The sequence below is a fragment of the Mesorhizobium sp. PL10 genome (genome assembly GCF_053714315.1).
In genome coordinates this window covers 120,078-139,048 of the sequence record NZ_JBSKBR010000016.1, presented here as the reverse complement: position 1 = coordinate 139,048, position 18,971 = coordinate 120,078, and the positions used below count along the sequence as shown (strand labels likewise).

Below are 18,971 nucleotides of genomic sequence, written 5' to 3'. Positions count from 1 at the left end.
GGGGACTCACAGATTCAGCACTGGCGCCATATGTCACGTGTTAACTCACCCGATTGCCCTGGGCCTTGCCCGCCATGGCTTGCGCGCCCTGCCGCCTTCCGCTATAGAGCCGCCACCCGCGTAGACACCCTTGGAGGCAACGCGGCGGAAGGCTGCCTTCCCTTGTGATCCCGAACAAAGGTCCGCGTATGCGGCTTCCGGCATTCGGATATCCAGGCCAGGCGGCTTTCGACGTTTACGGTCCAGGCACATTGCCCGCCGCAAACGCTCCATAACACGCGAAAGGAAATGCCATGAGCCACGATACTTACGAGCTCAAGGCCGAAGCGCGCGAACAGGTCGGTAAGGGGTCCGCCCGTGCAGTTCGCCGTAACGGTAAAGTGCCTGCAGTTATTTACGGCGACAAGCAGCCTCCCCTGGCGATTGCGCTCGGCTACAAGGACGTCTTCTACAAGATCCATGGCGGCGGGTTTCTGACCACGATCGCCACGATCGATGTCGACGGCCAGAAGATCCAGGTTCTGCCCAAGGATTTTCAGCTCGACCCGGTCAAGGACTTCCCGATGCATGTCGACTTCCTGCGCATCGGCAAGGACACCGAGGTCAATGTCGACGTGCCTGTCCACTTCATCAATGAAGACAAGTCGCCCGGCATCAAGCGCGGCGGCGTGCTCAACATCGTGCGTCACGAAGTCGAGTTCCACTGCCCGGCCAATGCGATCCCGGAATTCATCACCGTCGATCTCACCGGCGCCGATATTGGCGATTCGATCCACATCTCGGCGGTGACCCTGCCGGCCGGCGTCAAGCCGGTGATCTCCGACCGCGACTTCACCATCGCGACCATTGCCGGCTCCTCGGCGATGAAGCCGGAGACGGAAGAGACGGCGGAAGCGGCAGCCCCCGAAGCGGCGGCTCCGGCTGCCGAAGAGAAGTAATTTTCGGGTCCGGAGCGCACGATGCTTGTCTTTGCAGGCCTCGGCAATCCGGGCGCGAAATACGCTCATAACCGGCACAATGTCGGCTTCATGGCGGCGGACGCTATCGCCCGCCGCCATTCCTTTTCGCCCTGGTCGAAGAAGTTCCAGGGCCTGATCGCCGAAGGCACGATTGCCGGCGAAAAGATCCTGCTGATCAAGCCGCAGACCTTCATGAACCTGTCGGGACAGCCGGTCGGCGAAGCCCTGCGCTTCTACAAGATCGGCCCCGAGGCGCTCACCGTCTTTTATGACGAGATCGACCTGCCGGCCGGCAAATTGCGGGTCAAGGTCGGCGGCGGCGCCGGCGGCCACAACGGCATCCGCTCGCTCGACCAGCATGTCGGCAAGAATTTTCGCCGCGTACGCATCGGTGTCGGCCATCCCGGAGTAAGGGACATGGTGCACGGCCATGTGCTCGGCGACTTCGCCAAGGCCGACCGCGAATGGCTGAACGTGCTGCTCGATACCATCGCCGACGATGCCGGGCTGCTGGCCAAGGGCGACGACAGTTCCTTCATGAACCGCATCACGCTGGCTCTGCGCGACAAGCTAACCCCGACCGGCGATGACGACCGCCCGCCACCCAAGGCGCCGAAGGCTGAGGGCCCCAAAGCCCAAAGCCACATCCGCCAGGCCCGGCCGCAGCAGGCGCCGGCCAAGCTGCCGGAAAGCGGCCCGATGGCTGCGATGCTGAAAAGGCTGTTCGGCAAGAAGGACTGAGCGTCGACGCTATCGGGACCGCAGGGCTTGACGTTCCTCACCCCTATCGCCCATAGCCCTGATCAAATTTCGAATTCCCGATAGGACTGGACGAACATGGGTTTCAAATGCGGCATCGTTGGCTTGCCCAACGTCGGCAAGTCGACGCTTTTCAACGCGTTGACCAGGACGGCGGCGGCGCAGGCCGCCAACTATCCGTTCTGCACCATCGAACCGAACACCGGCGAGGTCGCGGTGCCAGACCCGCGGCTGCAGAAGATCGCCGCAATCGCCAAGTCGAAGGAAATCATTCCGACCCGCATCTCCTTCGTCGACATTGCCGGTCTGGTGCGCGGCGCCTCCAAGGGCGAAGGGCTGGGCAACCAGTTCCTCGCCAACATCCGCGAGGTCGACGCCATCGTGCACGTGCTGCGCTGCTTCGAGGATGACGACATCACCCATGTCGAGGGCCGCATCGATCCCGTCGCCGACGCCGAGACGGTCGAGACCGAGCTGATGCTCGCCGACCTCGACAGCCTCGAGCGCCGCATCGTGCAGATCCGCAAGCGCGCCGGCTCGAAGGACAAGGAAGCCACCACCGTGCTGCCGATGATGGAGGCGGCACTGGAGCTGCTGCAGGCCGGCAAGCCGACCCGCATCCTGCTCAAGGGCATTTCAGCGGAAGATCTGCGCATCCTGCAGGGGCTGAACCTGTTGACGTCGCATCCCGTTCTCTATGTCTGCAATGTCGCCGAAGCCGATGCGGCCACCGGCAACGAGCACACAGCGGCCGTTGAGAAGATGGCCACCGCGCAGGGCGCCGGCACCGTGGTGATCTCGGCCGCGATCGAGGCAGAAGTCGCCCAGCTCTCGGACGAGGAAGAGATGGAGTTCCTGTCCTCACTCGGGCTCGACGAACCTGGCCTGAACAAGGTCATCCGCGCCGGCTACGATCTGTTGCACCTCATCACCTATTTCACCGCCGGGCCCAAGGAGACGCGCGCCTGGACCATCCACAAGGGCGACAAGGCCCCGGCTGCCGCCGGCGTCATCCACACCGATTTCGAGCGCGGCTTCATCCGCGCCCAGACCATCGCCTTTAACGATTACATCACGCTGGGCGGCGAAGTGGCGGCCAAGGAAGCCGGCAAGGCGCGCGACGAAGGCAAGGAATATGTCGTCCAGGACGGCGACGTGCTGCTGTTCAAGTTCAACACGTAAGAGTGCCATGTCCGTGAGGTGGGCTCGGCTTGACCTTGCCGGACGCCGGGTCTAAGCGCAGCAAACATCATCCGGCTGCGCCTGTCTCGGTAGTTCAGCCGGTCACAGTCCTGAAACAGGCGTCGTCCATGACACGCCTGCCCCAACCAACGGAGAGCGGCGATGATCAAGGCCTTCGTCGTCGACAATGATCGACTGCGCCTCGCCGACGATCTCGTGGCCAATGGCGATCAGGTCGTCTGGGCCGACCTGCTCAACCCGACCAGGGACGAAGAAGCCACGATCGAGACCTGGCTCGGCGTCGCCATCCCGACGCGTGAGGAGATGGAGGAGATCGAGATTTCAAGCCGCCTCTATATCGAGGACGGCGCCTACTTCATGACCGCAACTCTACCGGCGCAAACCGAAATCGACGATCCGCTGATGTCGCCGGTCACCTTCGTGCTTGCCGGCTCGAGACTGGTCACCATCCGCTACCATGAGCCGAAGGCGTTCAAGACCTTTCCGCTGCGCGCCGAGAAGGTGGCGACCGGCTGTACCACCGGCAACACCATCCTGATCGGCTTGCTGGAGGCGATCGTCGATCGCCTCGCCGACATTCTCGAACGCGCCGGCCGCGACATCGAGACGATCTCGCGCGACATTTTCGAAGCGCGCTCGACCAAGGTGAACAAACGCAACCGCGATTTCCAGGAGCTGCTCAAGGCCATTGGCCGCAAGGAGGACCTCGCCTCCTCGATCCGCGACAGCCTGATATCACTGCAACGCCTCACCGGCTTCCTCGCCCATGTCGCGACCCAGATCAAGATGAGCAAGGACATCCGCGCCCGCATCAAGACCGTGTCGCGCGACGTGCTGTCGCTCGCCGACCACGCCACCTTCCTGTCGCAGAAGATCTCGTTCCTGCTCGACGCCACGCTGGGCATGATCTCGATCGAACAGAACGCCATCATCAAGATCTTCTCGGTCGCCGCCGTCATCTTCCTGCCGCCGACGCTGGTGGCCTCGATCTACGGCATGAATTTCGATGTCATCCCGGAGCTGAAATGGGAGTTCGGCTACCCCTTCGCCATCGGCATGATGATCCTGTCGGCCATCCTGCCCTTCTGGTATTTCCGCCGCCGCGGCTGGCTCTGACCAAGATCTGGCTCACCAGAATTCACTTGACCAAATGCCGTCCGGACGGCATCCGGAGGTCGGTGATCGTTCAATCTTGAACCGGATTAGGATCATGACCGCAAAGACCTGGGCCTATGAAGATTTCGCCGAAGGCGCGTCGCTTGACCTCGGCACCAAGCTGGTAAGTGCGACCGAGATCATCGAGTTCGCGCAGGAATTCGACGCCCAGCCGATGCATCTCGACGAAGAGGCCGGCAAGGCCAGCATCCTCGGGGGACTGGCGGCCTCGGGCTGGCACACCTGCGCCATGTTCATGCGCATGCTGTGCGACGCCTTCCTGCTGGACTCGACCTCGCAAGGCGCGCCCGGCGTCGACTATGTCAAATGGAAAAAGCCGGTGCTGGCCGGCGACATTTTGAGCGGCAGCACCACCGTCCTTGCCAAGCGGGTGTCCAAATCGCGGCCGCAGATCGGCCTCATCACCATGCGCAGCGAGCTTTTCAACCAGCGCGGCGAAAGCGTCTTCGAATTCGAGAACACTTGTATGTTCCAGACCCGTGAGGCCATGGCGTGACCCTCGACGAGTTCTTCGGCATCGGCGTCACCGTCGCTCTCGGCTCCTATACATTCGAGCCGGAGGCGATCAAGGCCTTCGCCCGGAAATACGATCCGCAGCCCTTTCATGTCGACGAGGAAGCAGCCAGGAGCAGCGTGCTCGGCGGCCTCTGCGCGTCGGGCTGGCACACCGCCGCTACCTGGATGAAGCTGAACCTCCAAACCCGCATGGACACCGAAGGCTGGACCGGCCCCGGCCCGGTGCCGGAATTCGGCCCCTCGCCCGGCTTCAAGAACCTGAAATGGCTGAAACCGGTCTATGCCGGGGAAACCGTCAGCTTCACGCGCACGGCATTGTCGCATCGCCCGATCTCGTCGCGCCCGGGATGGCGGGTGCTGGCACTGCGCGCGGATGCTTTCGATTCGACGGACAAGGTGCTCGAGTTCGACAGCGCGGTGCTGGTGAAAGCTTAGTAGCGCCTCTTCCTCCTCCCCCTGCGAGAGAAGGTGGATCGCCGCGCAGCGGCAAGACGAATGATGGGTGCGTGACCGAGTGAGACGTTGGCGTTCCCTGGAACATCCCTCATCCGACCGAGCTTCGCTCGGCCACCTTCTCCCACAGGGGGAGAAGGTAAGACCTGCTCAATGTCCCTCAAACCCGATCAGCGTCCGCACCGGAACCCCCAGCGCTTCCAGCTTGGCGCGCCCGCCGAGATCCGGCAGGTCGATGACGAAGCATGCCGCAAGGATGTCGGCGCCGATCTGCCTGAGCAGCTTGACCGCCGCCTCCGCCGTGCCGCCGGTAGCGATCAGATCGTCGACCAGGATCACCTTCTCGCCCGGCGCAACACCGTCCTTGTGCATCTCCATCTCGTCCAGCCCGTATTCAAGACTGTAGGCGACGCGCACCGTCTCGTAAGGCAATTTGCCCTTCTTGCGGATCGGCACGAAGCCGGCTGAAAGCTGGTGCGCCACGGCACCGCCAAGGATGAAACCGCGCGCCTCGATGCCGGCGATCTTGTCGATCTTCTGGCCGGCATAGGGATGCACCAGTTCGTCGATGGCGCGGCGGAAGGCGCGCGCATTGCCAAGCAAAGTGGTGATGTCGCGAAACAGGATGCCGGGCTTGGGATAGTCCGGAATGGTGCGGATCGCGGCGAGCAGCGTATCTTCGAGCGAGGATTTCATGAGCCGAGATTACCTGAAACGGAGATTCGTGCGCGACAATTGTTCGATCGAACTGCAGCCCATCAGCTTCATGCCGCGCTCGATCTCGACCCGCATCTGCTCGAGCGCCCGTTCGACGCCGGGCTGGCCGGCCGCCGCCAGCGGAAACAGGTAGTAGCGCCCGACGCCGACAGCTTTGGCGCCGAGCGATAGTGCCTTCAGCACATGCGTGCCGCGCTGCACGCCGCCATCCATGATGACATCGATCCGGTCGCCGACGGCATCGACGATCTCGGCCAGTTGATCGAACGCCGCCCGCGAGCCGTCCAGCTGCCGGCCACCATGGTTCGACAGCACGATGCCGCTGCAGCCGATCTCGACGGCGCGTTTGGCGTCCTCTACCGACATGACGCCCTTGAGGCAGAACGGGCCTCCCCACAGTCTGACCATCTCGGCGACATCGTCCCACGTCATCGACGGATCAAGCATCTCGGTGAAGTAGCGGCTGATCGACATCGTGCCGCCGCCCATATCGACATGCTCGTCGAGCTGCGGCAGCTTGAACCCCTCATGGGTGAAATAGTTCAATGCCCAGCCAGGCTTCAGCGCAAACTGCAGCATGCCGGCAAGGTTGAGCTTGAAGGGAATGGCAAAGCCGGTGCGCTTGTCGCGCTCGCGGTTGCCTCCGGTGATGCTGTCGACGGTCAGCATCATCACCTCGACACCCACCGCCTTGGCTCGCTGCATCATCGCCCGGTTGAGGCCGCGATCCCTGTGGAAATAGAACTGGTAGACCTGCGGACTGCTGCTGATCTTGCGCGCTTCCTCAAGGCTGACGGTGCCGAGCGAGGAAACGCCGAACATGGTGCCGAACTTGGCCGAAGCCTTGGCCACCGCGCGCTCGCCCTGATGATGGAACAGCCGCTGCAAGGCGGTCGGCGAGCAATAGACGGGCATTGCCAGTTTCTGGCCCATCACCGTTACCGACATGTCGATCTCGCTCACTCCGCGCAACACGTTGGGAACGAGGTCGCAGCGCTCGAAGCTCTCGGTGTTGCGGCGATAGGTGACCTCGTCGTCGGCCGCGCCGTCGATGTAGTTGAAGATCGGCCCCGGCAGCCGCTGCTTCGCCATGCGCCGGAAGTCTGAAAAGTTGTGACAGTCCTTGAGCCGCATCATCGATTTCCAAATGCCCTTTCGCCGGCAATCTTTCATCGCCGGCCGCGCGTGCAATACCAATCGCATGGCGCCGTGCCAACGGACTTGTTTGATTGGACGGGTGGTCGCGCCCAGGCATTGATCCCCTGCCGCATCGGCAAGCAAAAAGGGCGCCCGAAGACGCCCTTTCTGATTTCACGGGGATAGCGATGGCTTAGTGCGCCACACCTTCCCACACCTTGCGCTTGGTCAGATAAACCAGGGCGCCGAACAGAAGCAGGAACACCAGCACGCGGAAGCCGGTCTTCTTGCGGTCTTCCATATGCGGCTCGGCGGCCCACATCAGGAAGGCCGAGACGTCGCGCGAATACTGGTCGACGGTCTGCGGCGAGCCGTCATCATAGGTGACCTGGCCGTCGGAGAGCGGCTTCGGCATCTTCAGCGACACGCCGGACATGAAGTACGGGTTGTAGTGCGTGCCTTCCGGGATCACCATGCCGGCCGGCGGCGTCTCGTCGTAGCCGGTCAGCAGCGAATGGATGTAGTCCGGGCCGCCCTGGGCATATTGGGTGAAGATGTCGAAGACGAAGCGTGGGAAGCCGCGTTCGACGCCACGCGCCTTGGCCAGCAGCGACATGTCGGGCGGAGCAGCGCCACCGTTGGAGGCGGCAGCCGCCTCTTCATTGGCGAACGGCGCCGGGAAATGGTCGGACGGCTTGCCCGGACGGTCGAACATGTCGCCGGCATCGTTGGGACCGTCATGGATGGTGTATTCGGCGGAAAAGGATTTTACCTGCGCCTCCGAATAACCGAGGCCTTCTAGCGTACGGAACGCGACCAGGTTCATCGAGTGGCAGGCCGAGCAGACTTCCTTGTAGACCTTCAGGCCGCGCTGAAGCTGCGCCTTGTCGTAGGTGCCGAATGGGCCGGCAAAGCTCCAGTCCATTTCCTTCGGTTCGTCGATCGGGAAATGCGTCGGCGCTGCCGCGTTATGCGCCTCTTCAGCGGCCATCGCCACGCTGCCGCCGACGGCTCCGATGCCGCCAGCAAACAGGCCCAGCAAGGCGAGCGAGGTGAGAATCTTTTTCATGCCAAATCCCCTTAGATTCTCGCTCAGCCCTTGGTTTCCGGCGCGGCATTCGCACCTGCCGGATGTCCCCCACCGGCATCTTTGTTCTTCTCCAGCACCGCTTCGGTGATCGAATTCGGGAGCCTGCGCGGCGTCTCGATCAGGCCGAGCACCGGCAGGATGACGAGGAAGAAGGCAAAGTAGAACAGCGTCGCCGCTTGAGCGTAGCCAACGTAGTTGCCCGAGACCTCACCTATCATGAGGGTCAACAGACCGCCGCCTTCCGCCGGCTGTGAGCCCAGCCATCCCAGCAGGACCGCGTCGGCCACGAAGAGCCAGAAGAACAGCTTGTACCAGGGCCGGTAGACCGCCGAGCGAACCTTCGAGGTATCGAGCCACGGCACAAGGAACAGCATGACGATGGCGCCGAACATGCACAGCACGCCGCCGAGCTTGGAATTGATAGGACCGATGTTGAAGGTGATGGCGCGCAGGATCGCGTAGAACGGCAGGAAGTACCATTCCGGCACGATGTGGGCCGGCGTCTTCAGCGGGTTGGCGACCGTGTAATTGTCCGGATGGCCGAGGAAGTTCGGCAGGTAGAAGACGAAATAGGCGAAGACGAACAGGAACACGATCATGCCGAACGCGTCCTTGATGGTCGCATAGGGCGTGAAGGCGACGGTGTCGGTCTGCGACTTGACCTCGATGCCGGTCGGGTTCGACTGACCGACCACATGCAGCGCCCACACGTGCAGCACGACGACGCCGGCAATCATGAACGGCAAGAGGTAGTGCAGCGCAAAGAAGCGGTTGAGCGTCGGGTTGTCGACGGCGAAGCCGCCAAGCAGCAGCTGCTGGATCCAGTCGCCGACCAGCGGAATGGCGCTGAAGAAGCCGGTGATGACGGTGGCGCCCCAGAAGCTCATCTGCCCCCAGGGCAGCACATAGCCCATGAAGCCGGTTGCCATCATCAGGAGGTAGATGATGCAGCCGAGAATCCACAGCAGCTCGCGCGGCGCCTTGTAGGAGCCGTAATAGAGGCCGCGGAAGATGTGGATGTAGACGGCGACGAAGAAGAACGAGGCGCCGTTGGAGTGGAGATAGCGCAACAGCCAGCCCGAATTCACGTCGCGCATGATCTTCTCGACCGAGCCGAAGGCGAGATTGGTGTCGGCCGTATAGTGCATGGCCAGCACGATGCCGGTCAGGATCTGCGCCACCAGCATGATCGCCAGGATGCCGCCGAAGGTCCAGGCATAGTTGAGGTTGCGCGGCACCGGATAGGCGATGAAGCTGTCATAGACCATGCGCGGCAGCGGCATGCGGGCGTCGAACCAGCGTTCGATACCGGTCTTGGGCGTATAGGTCGAGTGTCCCTCGCTCATCGAAATATCCCCTGCCTCAACCGATAAGGATTTTGGTATCGGAAATGAACTTGAATACCGGCACGGCCATGTTTTCCGGCGCCGGGCCTTTGCGGATGCGGCCGGCGGTGTCGTACACCGAGCCATGGCACGGGCAGAACCAGCCGCCGAAATCGCCTTCCTGACCGAGCGGAATGCAGCCCAGATGCGTGCAGACCTGCACCATCACCATCCAGGCTTCCTTGCCGGGCGTGGTGCGGTTGGCGTCGGTCGCCGGCGCATCGGCTGGCAGATTGGCGTTGCGCGCAATCGGATCCTTGAGATCGGCAAGGTTGACGGCCTCGCCGTCCTTCATTTCCTGCTCGGTGCGGTTGCGCACCACGACCGGCTTGCCGCGCCATTTGACGATCAACGACATGCCAGGGGTCAGCGAGGAAACATCGACCTCGACCGAGGCCAGCGCCAGCGTCGAGGCATCGGGGCGCATCTGGTCGATGAACGGCCAGGCGACGGCTCCTGCGCCGACCACTGCGGCCATGCCGGTGGCGACGTAGAGAAAATCACGACGGTTGGGATCCTGGGTATCGGTTGCGCTCACGGGTGCCTGATCCTTTCGCCTCTTCCGAGCCGGTGGCCGAGCTTTGTTCCCGCTCCATCGCGCCGGCCCGACAGCGCATGGCGAACAAGCTAGCGAATTCCTCCGGCATTTGGAGTTCGGTTTATGCGTGAAGCCCGTTTTTGTCCAGCGGGGTCAGGCCACAAGGGCAGATTGTCGCGGGGACAGAACAGCGCGTCAGTCGGCCAGATGCCAAACGGCCGGCAAAGGCGGCTAAACGACGGGAAAATACCAGCAAATCCGAGGCTCCCCGCCTTATCTCGACAGGACAGGTTGCCGTGATCTAGTCTCGCTGCATGGCACACATCATCGACCGCGAGACCTGGACCAGGACGCCCGGCCTTTGGCAAGGCGAACTGCAATTGGGCGCCTACGGCTCCAGCTCCTGCCTGATCTTCAATTACCAGGCAGAGATCGGCGGCGGCCCGCGCCTGCACACCCACCCCTATTGCGAGATCTTCATCATCCGCCAGGGCACCGGCCTGTTCACGATCGGCGACCAGCGGATCAAGGCCACTGCCGGCCAGATCCTGATCGTGCCGCCGAACACACCGCACAAATTCACCAATCTCGGCCCAGGCCCGCTCGAATCGACCGACATCCACGAAAGCGGCAGTTTCATCACCGAATGGCTGGAATGATGTCTACCGGCGTGTCGATAAGACTGGCCGCATCGTCATCGCCCTCTAGATCATAGGTCTCCGTAACCGCTGGAGATCGGCAAGATGCAAACCTCCACCGTCGAGGTTGAAGGGCTGTCCATAGCTGTCCGGAAAGCCGGGGCGCACGACGCGCCAGGGCTTCTGTTGCTCCATGGCTGGCCGCAAAGTTCCTATGTGTTCGAGAGGGTGATTGAGCCTCTGTCTTCCGGGCATCATGTCATTGCCCCGGACCTGCCAGGCATCGGCCAATCGCGAGGCGTCGCCGAGAACGGCGAAAAGAGGACGCTCGCCAGGCTGATGCTCGGTCTCATCGAGGCTTGCGGTTTGCGGCAGCCTATCGTCGCCGGCCATGATGTCGGCGGCCAGATCGTCTTTGCGCTGTTGCGCGGCCATGCGCAGACCCTGTCCGGAGCGGTGATCATGGATGTAGCTGTTCCAGGCGTTGCGCCCTGGGACAAGGTCATCGCCAATCCGCATATCTGGCACTTTGCCTTCCACGACATTCCCGCCCTCCCCGAACTGCTGGTGAGCGGCCACGAGCGCGCCTATTTCGATTTCTTCTTCGACATCCTTGCAAAGGAAAAGGCTTCGATCCCGACGGAATCGAGAACCATCTATGCCGAGGCCTATGCACGGCCGGAAAGCCTCAAGGCGGGGTTCGACTGGTACCGGGCGTTCGCAGAAGACGCCAGGGCCAATGCCCTTCCGCCCGCGACCGTCATCGAAACGCCAGTGCTCTATCTCAGGGGCTCGGCCGAAACCGGTGAAATTGCCGACTATGTCGCGGGTCTGAAGACAGCCGGGCTGTCCAATGTCACGAGCGATACCATCGCCGACAGCGGACACTTCATCGCCGATGAAAACCCAAAGGCGCTGGCGGCGCGATTGCAGCGCTTTCGTGAGGACGTCAACCGAGCAGCCGGAATGGAGGGCGGCATTTCCAGCCTCTAGACTAGCTGGCGCCGAGTCTGACCAGCACTGCCCTCGGGATGTCGTACTCGCGGATCACCGACTCATGCCGGCGCAAGCCGCAGAGTTCGCGCTGGATGAAATAGGCGTGCACCGCCGCGGCGGCTTCCTTCAGCAGCCGGGGGCGCTGTCCGCAGTCGCTGTTCTCGCGCAGCCTCTTCAGTGTCTCCTCGACACGCTGACCAGTACGGCCAAGTGCGGCTGCCTTTTCGGCCAGTATCTCATGGCCGAGCAGGTCGAGCGCGCTCTCCTGCGCGCTGCTGCGTCCAAAGTTCGAGGGCATCCTGACCGACATCTCAGCGTTCTACTCTGCAGGCCGCGTCTCTTCCAGCACGCTTTCCTCGTGATAGAGGAAGCCGCCGGACTGCCGTTTCCACAGCCGCGCATAGAGCCCGTCGAACGCCACCAGCTCATCATGCGTGCCCTGTTCGACGATGCGGCCGCCGTCCAGCACCACCAGCCGGTCGAGTGCCGCAATGGTCGACAGCCGATGCGCGATGGCAATGACCGTCTTGTTCTCCATCAGCCGCGTCAGGTTGTCCTGGATCGCCGCCTCGATGTCGGAATCAAGTGCCGAAGTCGCCTCGTCGAGGATCAGGATCGGCGCGTCCTTGAGGAAGACGCGAGCGATCGCCACGCGCTGGCGCTGGCCGCCCGACAGTTTGACGCCGCGCTCGCCGACAAAGGCCTCGTAGCCGGCGCGGTCCCGGTTGTCGCGCAGACCAAGGATGAACTCGTGCGCCTCGGCCTTCTTCGCCGCAGCGACCACCTCGGCATCGGTTGCATCGGGCATGCCGAGCTTGATGTTGTCGCGCAGCGACCGATGGAACAGGGCCGTATCCTGGCTGACCACGCCGATATTGGCGCGCAGCGAATTCTGTGTCACCTCGGCGATATTCTGGCCGTCGATGGCGATCTCACCGCTTTCGAGGTCGTAGAGCCGCAGGATCAGGTTGGCGAGCGTCGTCTTGCCGGCACCAGACGGCCCGACCAGCCCGACCTTTTCGCCGGGCTTGACCACGAGGTTGATGCCGTTCAGCACACCAAAACCCTTGCCGTAGTGGAACTCGACGTTCTTCACCTCGATACGGCCGCCGGCGACGACAAGCTCCTTCGCGTCCGGCGCATCGATCAAGCCCAGCGGCTGCGAGATCAGCGCCTTGGAATTTTCCAGCACGCCGAGATTTCGCAATATGCCGTTGAGCTGCATCATCACCCGTCCGAGCAGCATGTTGAGCCGCAGGACCAGCGACAGCGTGAAGGCGACGGCGCCGACCGTGATCGACCCTTCGACCCAGAGATAGACGGCAAAGCATCCGATCGTGGTGATCATTATGCCCGACAACGTCGTCAGCGCCATGCGCACGCCGGTCAGCCGGCGGGTGAAGGGCCGCAGCGCGTCGAGATAGATGTCGAAGCCGTTCCTGATATAGTGGTCGTCGCCATCGGCCGAGAACAGTTTCAGCGTCTGCACGTTGGAATAGGAATCGACGATGCGCCCATTGATCATCGAGCCGGCTTCGGCAGTCGCCTCTGCATGCTTGCGGATCGCCGGCAGATAGCGTTTGGCCAGAAAGCCGAAGGCGACGATCCAGATCACCACCAGTGCCGCCAGCCTGAAATCGAGTCCGGCGACCAGCGCCAGCGTCGTCACCGTGTAGACGATCATGAACCAGATGACCTCGATGAAGCTTTCCATCAGGTCGCCAGTCGCTTGCCCCGCCTGCCAGACCTTGGTCGCGATGCGGCCGGCGAAATCGTTCTGGAAGAAGGCGTAGGACTGGCGCGAGACGTGCCGGTGCGCCTGCCAGCGCACCAGATTGTAGAAGCCCGGCGTGATCGTCTGCTCGTCGACCAGCGCTGACAGGCCGACGACGGTGGTGCGAATGACCAGCACCACCGCGATCATGAACACCAGCTCAGGCCCCGCGGCGGTCCACAGCCCGTGCCAGCTGCGCTCGCCGGGAAGCTGGTCGAGAATATCGACCAGCCGCCCGACGAAGTAGAACAGCCCGGCCTCGACCAGCGGCGCGATGCCGCCGATAACCAGCATGGCGAAGAAGGCGACCTTCGCCTGGCCGACATAGTGCCAGAGGAAGCCACCGACACTTGATGATGGCCGAAGGCTCGCCGGCTCCCTGAACGGATAGACCCAGTTCTCGAACCAGCGATAGACGGCTGTCATCATGCTGATGTCATCATTCCGCGGCTTCGCCCTTCACGCCGATGTCATTGGCAACGGCGTCACTGGCGGCATCGACCGTGCTGTCGTCGAGCAGGAACCCGCCCGACTGGCGCTGCCAGAGCTGCGCGTAGAGCCCGCCACCGGCGACGAGTTCCTCGTGCGACCCTTCCTCGATGACTCGGCCCTTGTCGAGGACGACGAGCCTGTCCATCGCCGCAATGGTCGACAGCCGGTGCGCAATGGCGATGACGGTCTTGCCTTGCATGAGCTTGTAGAGATTCTCCTGAATGGCGGCCTCGGCTTCGGAATCCAGCGCCGAGGTCGCTTCGTCAAGGATAAGTATCGGCGCGTCCTTCAACATAACGCGAGCTATGGCGATGCGTTGCCGCTGGCCGCCGGACAATTTGACGCCGCGATCGCCGACATGAGCGTCGAACCCTTTGCGTCCAGTGTGGTCCGAAAGCCCGGCGATGAACTCCAGCGCCTCGGCCCGCCCGGCTGCCTCGACAAGCATCTCTTCCGTGGCGTCGGGCCGGCCGTAGAGGATGTTGTCGCGCACCGAACGGTGCAGCAGCGAGGTGTCCTGCGTCACCATGCCGATCTGAGCGCGCAGCGAATCCTGCGTCACCGACGCGATCTCCTGGCCGTCGATCAGGATCCGGCCTTTCTCCAGGTCATAGAAGCGCAACAGGAGGTTGACCAGCGTCGACTTGCCCGCACCGGAGCGGCCGACAATGCCGACCTTCTCGCCGGGCTGCACCGTCAGCGACAGGTTCTCGATGACGCCCTTCTGCTTGCCGTAATGGAAGCGGATATCGTCGAACTGAATCTCACCCTTGGTGACGGCAATGTCCTTCGCCCCCGGCCGGTCCTCGACCAGGCGCGGCAACGAGATCGAGGCGATGCCGTCCTGCACCGTGCCGATGTTCTCGAACAGGCCGGACATTTCCCACATGATCCACTGCGACATGCCCCACATCCTGAGCACAAGGCCGATGACCACGGCAACCGCGCCGATCGTTACCGCCTGGCCAAGCCACAGCCACAGCGCCAGCGCGGTCACAGAGAACAGCAGCAACGCGTTGAGGATGTAGAGCAGGCCGTAAAGCACAGTCACCAGCCGCATCGACCGGTAGACCGTGTCGAGGAAGCCGGCCATGCCTTCCCTGGCGAACGTTGCTTCGCGGCGCGCATGGGAAAACAGCTTGACCGTCTGGATGTTGGTGTAGCTGTCGACGACGCGGCCGGTCATGGTCGAGCGCGCATTGGCCTGCGCCTCGCCGACCTTTCCGAGCTTCGGGATGAAGTAGCGCAACAGGCCGACATAGCCGAGCAACCAGACGCCGAGCGGTGCCGCCAGCCGCACGTCGGCAGAACCGACGATGAAGAGCATGCCAAGGAAATAGACGATGACGTAGTTGAGGACGTCGATCACCTTGATGACGCATTCGCGCACGGCAAGCGCCGTCTGCATCAGCTTGGTGGCGATGCGGCCGGCGAATTCGTCTTGGTAGAAGCTCATCGACTGCTTCAAGAGATAGCGATGCACCTGCCAGCGGATGCGCATGGGGTAGTTGCCCATCAGCGTCTGCTGGTTGAGCAGCGAGTGCAGCCAAACCGTACCGGGCAGCGCAAACAGCACGACGAAGGCCATGCCGGCGAGCTTCCAGCTCTCGGTCTGCAGGAAGGTTTCGCGATTCTGCCCGGACAGCCAGTCGACGATGCGGCCCATGAAGCCGAACATCCACACTTCGGCGACCGCGATCGCCGTCACCAGCACCGCATCGACGATGATGTAGGGCCAGGCGCCCCGCGTATAATGCACGCAGAAGGCAACCAGCGTCTTCGGCGGCTCGACCGGTTCCGCTGCGGGGAACGGATCGAGCCTTTTTTCAAACCAGCTGAACATAGTGATGCTCACAAATCAGTTTTCCGCTCACGCGGCATGGGAAAGGTCCCCGGAGCGTACGAAGTCGGGGACCGACGGCCCGGAATCACCCGGGCCATCGGTCCTGCTTCGCGCAATATAGGGACTTGCGGGCTTTTCGCCGACAGACGCGGTCGACTGACCTGACGGCACGCCGCCGCCAGCCCGGTTTTTCGCGCCCGGCCGGATCAGACGGATGATCCGTCGCACCAGCGACGGCCGGCTGTGGTCAGGAACCGCACGCGAGAAATCGACATCCGGCAACATGCCGCGATGCGGACGCCGGCGCGTCTCGGCGTGAACCACCGACGAATAGGTCTCGCCGACCAGCAACGCCCAGGTCGCCGTCTTGCGCTCGTGCAGGCTTCTTGAACCAGGTATTTTATAGGGATCGAACATCGGTCCGTCCTCCGTGTGCAAATAGAGATAAAAAGGCGAGGCAATGTCGTGCGCCGGCATTCGGCCGGAGGCACGGATTGCATCGGTCGGGACACGAGGGGACACCTCGGTCGGGACACGCTCAGTTGGGGCGTACAGCCCCTTCAACAGGTTGAAAAACATCGCAGGATTCCTTCGAAAGCCGAAAACTGGGTTCGGCGGGAATCGGTGCGATCAGATCTAAGAAGTCAGGTAAATCGTCGTACCGAAACCGCCGGCAGGCAGGTAAGCCCACGGGAGGGGCGCTGGATGTGCATGGCCATCATGAAATACCCCTCCATCGGTTCGGGTTGACAATGCGTGCGGTATAATCGACTTCGCAGAAAATGGCCACCCGCAGGTCCAGCAATTTCCAAAACCAGGAGTCCGCTGTGGCCGATCTGCCACTTATTAGGAAGACGCGGAAATGAACCACCGTCTCCGCATCGCTCTCTACCAGCCTGACATTGCCGGCAACACCGGGACAATCCTGCGCTTCGCCGCCTGCCTCGGTCTTGGCGTCGACATTATCGAACCGGCCGGCTTCCCGCTCTCCGACAAAGCGCTCAAGCGGGCTGGTATGGACTACCTCGAAATGGCTGCCTTGACCCGCCATGTCGACTGGAACGCCTTCGAGGGCTGGCGCAGACGCCAAGCGCGCCGGCTGGTGCTGCTCACCACCAAAGCCGCGACTGCCTACACCGGCTTTGCCTTTACCGATGGCGACATCCTGCTGTTCGGCCGCGAATCCGCTGGCGTGCCGGATTCTGTCCATCAGGCGGCGGATGCGCGACTGACGATCCCCATTCAGCCGGACACGCGCAGCATCAATGTCGCGCTGTCCGTCGCCATGACCGCCGGCGAAGCCATCCGGCAGCTCGGCTAGAACCTTCAATGCGGTGTCGCCATCGCCAACGGCCGTTGCGTCTTGCGTCATTCTCACCCAGGCGCACATCGCCTTCTCCTCAATTGCCCTATCGACATTTCCTGGCTACAAGCTCAACTTAACTTGAGGTCAAGCGGAAAAACGAAAATGGCTCCGGTAAAGGAATTGACGGTTGGCCAGGTGGCCATGCGCAGCGGCGTGGCGGTGTCGGCGCTGCATTTCTACGAAGCGCGCGGGCTGATCCGCAGCCACCGCACGGCGGGCAACCAGCGGCGCTATGGCCGCGACGTGCTGCGGCGGGTGGCGATCATCCGGATAGCCCAGGAGGTCGGCATCTCGCTGGCCGAAATCGGCGCCGCACTTGAATCGCTCCCAGAAGGCCGCACGCCGACGCGCGAGGACTGGAACCTGCTGTCAACCGGCTGGCGCGACGATCTCGACCGCAAGATCAGCCAGTTGAAGAAGCTGCGCGACGGCCTTACCGACTGCATCGGCTGCGGCTGCATGTCGATCGACAAATGCCCGCTAAGGAACAGGGAAGACCGGTTGAGCGCCCTAGGGCCAGGCGCGAGGCGACTGCTTGTGGAACCTAATCCGCCGCCGGCAGCCGTCGTATCGTGAATTCGATGACGTCGCCTGGCCGCTCGAACCAGCTTTCGATCTCGGTCCAGTAAGCCTGCTTGGGGAAGCGTTCGAACCATTCCTTGGCCTTGAGCCGCGCGTCGGAGCGCGGCAGGACGAAGGTTTCGCGCAAAAAGCCGTCACGCGGCATACGCTCGTGCTCGGCGCGCGAACGGTCGAGCCTTTTCTTCAGGCCGTGCAGCGGCGGTCTTGCCGGGGTGCGCACCAAAGAACTCCTGGGCCTTTACAGATGACACTTGACCCTTGCTCCTAAGAGATTAGGGATCGCGCCCGGAAAAGACGAGTCATTTGTCGGCTCGGCTGGAGACCTGATTTGGAACGACCAGAAATACCGGCGGGCCTTCCAGCCGACATTGAACAGAAGAAGATGAAGGCCAGGCTCTGGTTCGAGACGCTGCGCGAGCGCATCTGCACCACCTTCGAGCAGATAGAGCAGGACTTGACCGGCCCGCTCGTCGAATGGTCGCCCGGCCGTTTCGAAAAGACGCCGTGGGAGCGCGACCAGGGCAAGGGCGGCGGCGGCACCATGTCGATGATGCGGGGCCGCGTCTTCGAGAAGGTCGGCGTCCACACCTCGACCGTCCATGGCGAGTTCTCGCCTGAGTTCAGGAAGCAGATGCCCGGCGCCGAGGAAGATCCGAGTTTCTGGGCATCGGGCATTTCGCTGATCGCGCATCCGTGGAACCCAAAGGTGCCTGCGGTGCATATGAACACTCGCATGGTCGTGACGTCGCGCCACTGGTTCGGCGGCGGCGCCGATCTGACCCCGGTGCTGGACCGCAATCGCACTGAAGATCACCCCGATACGGTCGCCTTCCACCGCGCCATGCGGTTTGCCTGCGAGAAGAACGCCGCGGTCGCCGACCACCCCAAATTCAAGGCCTGGTGCGACGAGTATTTCTATCTGCCACACCGCAACGAACCGCGCGGCGTCGGCGGCATCTTTTTCGACTGGCTGCATTCGAGCGAGGAGAAAGGCGGCTGGAACGCCGATTTCAACTTCGTCCAGGATGTCGGGCGCTCTTTTCTTGTCGTCTATGGCCATCTGGTTCGGGCCCATTTCAAAGAAAGCTGGACCGACGACGACCGCGACGAACAGCTCGTCCGCCGCGGCCGTTACGTCGAATTCAACCTTCTTCACGATCGCGGCACCATCTTCGGCCTGAAGACCGGCGGCAATGTCGCCTCGATCCTGTCCAGCTTGCCGCCGGAGGTGAGATGGCCGTAACAAATCGGTGAGCGAAGCGTGAGCCGCAAAAGCGTCCCATTCGCCGAATCTGGGCAGGCAATGTGGCATTGCCATTATCTTTTTCGTCTAATAGGCAATTGAAA

General features: G+C 62.5%; 21 protein-coding genes. 11 read left to right on the top strand and 10 right to left on the bottom strand.

Annotation, left to right across the window (positions count from 1 at the left end; genetic code table 11):
• Positions 1 to 293: 293 nt before the first annotated feature.
• From ACWGTO_RS24090 to ACWGTO_RS24065, 6 genes are all read left to right on the top strand, one after another.
• On the top strand, positions 294 to 938 hold the full coding sequence (locus ACWGTO_RS24090) for a 50S ribosomal protein L25/general stress protein Ctc (RefSeq protein WP_454577283.1): 645 nt from the start codon (positions 294 to 296) through the stop codon (positions 936 to 938).
• A gap of 21 nt (positions 939 to 959) precedes the next feature.
• Positions 960 to 1,700, top strand: coding sequence for an aminoacyl-tRNA hydrolase (gene pth / locus ACWGTO_RS24085; RefSeq protein WP_454577282.1), 741 nt, complete (start codon positions 960 to 962; stop codon positions 1,698 to 1,700).
• Between the two features lie 96 nt (positions 1,701 to 1,796).
• A complete protein-coding gene (ychF, locus tag ACWGTO_RS24080; RefSeq protein ID WP_454577281.1) occupies positions 1,797 to 2,900 on the top strand; it encodes a redox-regulated ATPase YchF in 1,104 nt (367 codons plus the stop codon).
• A gap of 162 nt (positions 2,901 to 3,062) precedes the next feature.
• Positions 3,063 to 4,037, top strand: coding sequence for a magnesium/cobalt transporter CorA (corA, locus tag ACWGTO_RS24075; RefSeq protein ID WP_454577280.1), 975 nt, complete (start codon positions 3,063 to 3,065; stop codon positions 4,035 to 4,037).
• Positions 4,038 to 4,131: 94 nt separating this feature from the next.
• Entirely contained in the window at positions 4,132 to 4,593 is a 462-nt protein-coding gene (locus ACWGTO_RS24070; RefSeq protein WP_454577279.1) for a MaoC family dehydratase, read from the top strand.
• Positions 4,590 to 5,048 (top strand): MaoC family dehydratase, encoded by a 459-nt coding sequence (locus tag ACWGTO_RS24065; protein ID WP_454577278.1) that lies wholly within the window; start codon positions 4,590 to 4,592, stop codon positions 5,046 to 5,048. The genes ACWGTO_RS24070 and ACWGTO_RS24065 overlap by 4 nt, the downstream gene beginning before the upstream one ends.
• A gap of 168 nt (positions 5,049 to 5,216) precedes the next feature.
• Here the strand turns inward: ACWGTO_RS24065 and ACWGTO_RS24060 are convergent, their stop codons facing one another.
• The 5 genes from ACWGTO_RS24060 to petA all read right to left on the bottom strand — a co-directional run bounded on the left by ACWGTO_RS24060 (position 5,217) and on the right by petA (position 9,933).
• Positions 5,217 to 5,762 carry an adenine phosphoribosyltransferase gene (locus ACWGTO_RS24060; RefSeq protein WP_013529989.1) on the bottom strand — a complete coding sequence of 182 codons (546 nt, stop codon included), beginning with the start codon at positions 5,760 to 5,762 and terminating at the stop codon, positions 5,217 to 5,219.
• A gap of 9 nt (positions 5,763 to 5,771) precedes the next feature.
• On the bottom strand, positions 5,772 to 6,917 hold the full coding sequence (locus tag ACWGTO_RS24055) for an alpha-hydroxy acid oxidase (RefSeq protein ID WP_454577277.1): 1,146 nt from the start codon (positions 6,915 to 6,917) through the stop codon (positions 5,772 to 5,774).
• Between the two features lie 196 nt (positions 6,918 to 7,113).
• Entirely contained in the window at positions 7,114 to 7,989 is an 876-nt protein-coding gene (locus ACWGTO_RS24050) for a cytochrome c1 (RefSeq protein ID WP_454577276.1), read from the bottom strand.
• Positions 7,990 to 8,012: 23 nt separating this feature from the next.
• Positions 8,013 to 9,356 carry a cytochrome b gene (locus ACWGTO_RS24045; RefSeq protein ID WP_454577275.1) on the bottom strand — a complete coding sequence of 448 codons (1,344 nt, stop codon included), beginning with the start codon at positions 9,354 to 9,356 and terminating at the stop codon, positions 8,013 to 8,015.
• Positions 9,357 to 9,372: 16 nt separating this feature from the next.
• Entirely contained in the window at positions 9,373 to 9,933 is a 561-nt protein-coding gene (petA, locus tag ACWGTO_RS24040; RefSeq protein ID WP_112561092.1) for a ubiquinol-cytochrome c reductase iron-sulfur subunit, read from the bottom strand.
• 314 nt (positions 9,934 to 10,247) lie between these two features.
• Here petA and ACWGTO_RS24035 point away from each other — a divergent pair, with 314 nt between their 5' ends.
• Together ACWGTO_RS24035 and ACWGTO_RS24030 are read left to right on the top strand one after the other, a co-directional pair.
• A complete protein-coding gene (locus ACWGTO_RS24035; protein ID WP_454577274.1) occupies positions 10,248 to 10,592 on the top strand; it encodes a cupin domain-containing protein in 345 nt (114 codons plus the stop codon).
• A gap of 84 nt (positions 10,593 to 10,676) precedes the next feature.
• Positions 10,677 to 11,564 (top strand): alpha/beta fold hydrolase, encoded by an 888-nt coding sequence (locus ACWGTO_RS24030; protein ID WP_454577273.1) that lies wholly within the window; start codon positions 10,677 to 10,679, stop codon positions 11,562 to 11,564.
• A gap of 1 nt (position 11,565) precedes the next feature.
• On the opposite strand, the gene ACWGTO_RS24025 is transcribed toward ACWGTO_RS24030, so the two are convergent.
• From ACWGTO_RS24025 to ACWGTO_RS24010, 4 genes are read right to left on the bottom strand one after another with little or no spacing between them, the layout of a single operon-like run.
• The gene (locus ACWGTO_RS24025; RefSeq protein WP_454577272.1) at positions 11,566 to 11,877 is read right to left on the bottom strand and encodes a DUF6665 family protein; all 312 of its coding nucleotides are present in this window, start codon (positions 11,875 to 11,877) and stop codon (positions 11,566 to 11,568) included.
• Positions 11,878 to 11,886: 9 nt separating this feature from the next.
• Positions 11,887 to 13,770 carry an ABC transporter ATP-binding protein gene (locus ACWGTO_RS24020; protein ID WP_454577271.1) on the bottom strand — a complete coding sequence of 628 codons (1,884 nt, stop codon included), beginning with the start codon at positions 13,768 to 13,770 and terminating at the stop codon, positions 11,887 to 11,889.
• A 10-nt stretch (positions 13,771 to 13,780) separates the two neighbouring features.
• Positions 13,781 to 15,676: an ABC transporter ATP-binding protein gene (locus ACWGTO_RS24015; RefSeq protein WP_454577270.1), complete on the bottom strand. Its 1,896-nt coding sequence runs from the start codon at positions 15,674 to 15,676 to the stop codon at positions 13,781 to 13,783.
• A 27-nt stretch (positions 15,677 to 15,703) separates the two neighbouring features.
• Positions 15,704 to 16,093: a hypothetical protein gene (locus ACWGTO_RS24010; protein WP_454577269.1), complete on the bottom strand. Its 390-nt coding sequence runs from the start codon at positions 16,091 to 16,093 to the stop codon at positions 15,704 to 15,706.
• A 445-nt stretch (positions 16,094 to 16,538) separates the two neighbouring features.
• On the opposite strand from ACWGTO_RS24010, the gene ACWGTO_RS24005 reads away from it, so the two are divergent.
• Together ACWGTO_RS24005 and soxR are read left to right on the top strand one after the other, a co-directional pair.
• Entirely contained in the window at positions 16,539 to 16,997 is a 459-nt protein-coding gene (locus ACWGTO_RS24005) for a tRNA (cytidine(34)-2'-O)-methyltransferase (protein WP_454577268.1), read from the top strand.
• A 147-nt stretch (positions 16,998 to 17,144) separates the two neighbouring features.
• Positions 17,145 to 17,618 carry a redox-sensitive transcriptional activator SoxR gene (soxR, locus tag ACWGTO_RS24000; protein ID WP_454577267.1) on the top strand — a complete coding sequence of 158 codons (474 nt, stop codon included), beginning with the start codon at positions 17,145 to 17,147 and terminating at the stop codon, positions 17,616 to 17,618.
• Here soxR and ACWGTO_RS23995 read toward each other — a convergent pair.
• Entirely contained in the window at positions 17,587 to 17,844 is a 258-nt protein-coding gene (locus ACWGTO_RS23995; RefSeq protein ID WP_112396426.1) for a hypothetical protein, read from the bottom strand. The two genes, soxR and ACWGTO_RS23995, sit on opposite strands and share 32 nt — an antisense overlap.
• A 108-nt stretch (positions 17,845 to 17,952) precedes the next feature.
• Between ACWGTO_RS23995 and hemF the strand changes: the two genes are divergently transcribed.
• Positions 17,953 to 18,867: an oxygen-dependent coproporphyrinogen oxidase gene (gene hemF, locus ACWGTO_RS23990; RefSeq protein ID WP_454577266.1), complete on the top strand. Its 915-nt coding sequence runs from the start codon at positions 17,953 to 17,955 to the stop codon at positions 18,865 to 18,867.
• Positions 18,868 to 18,971 lie beyond the last annotated feature (104 nt).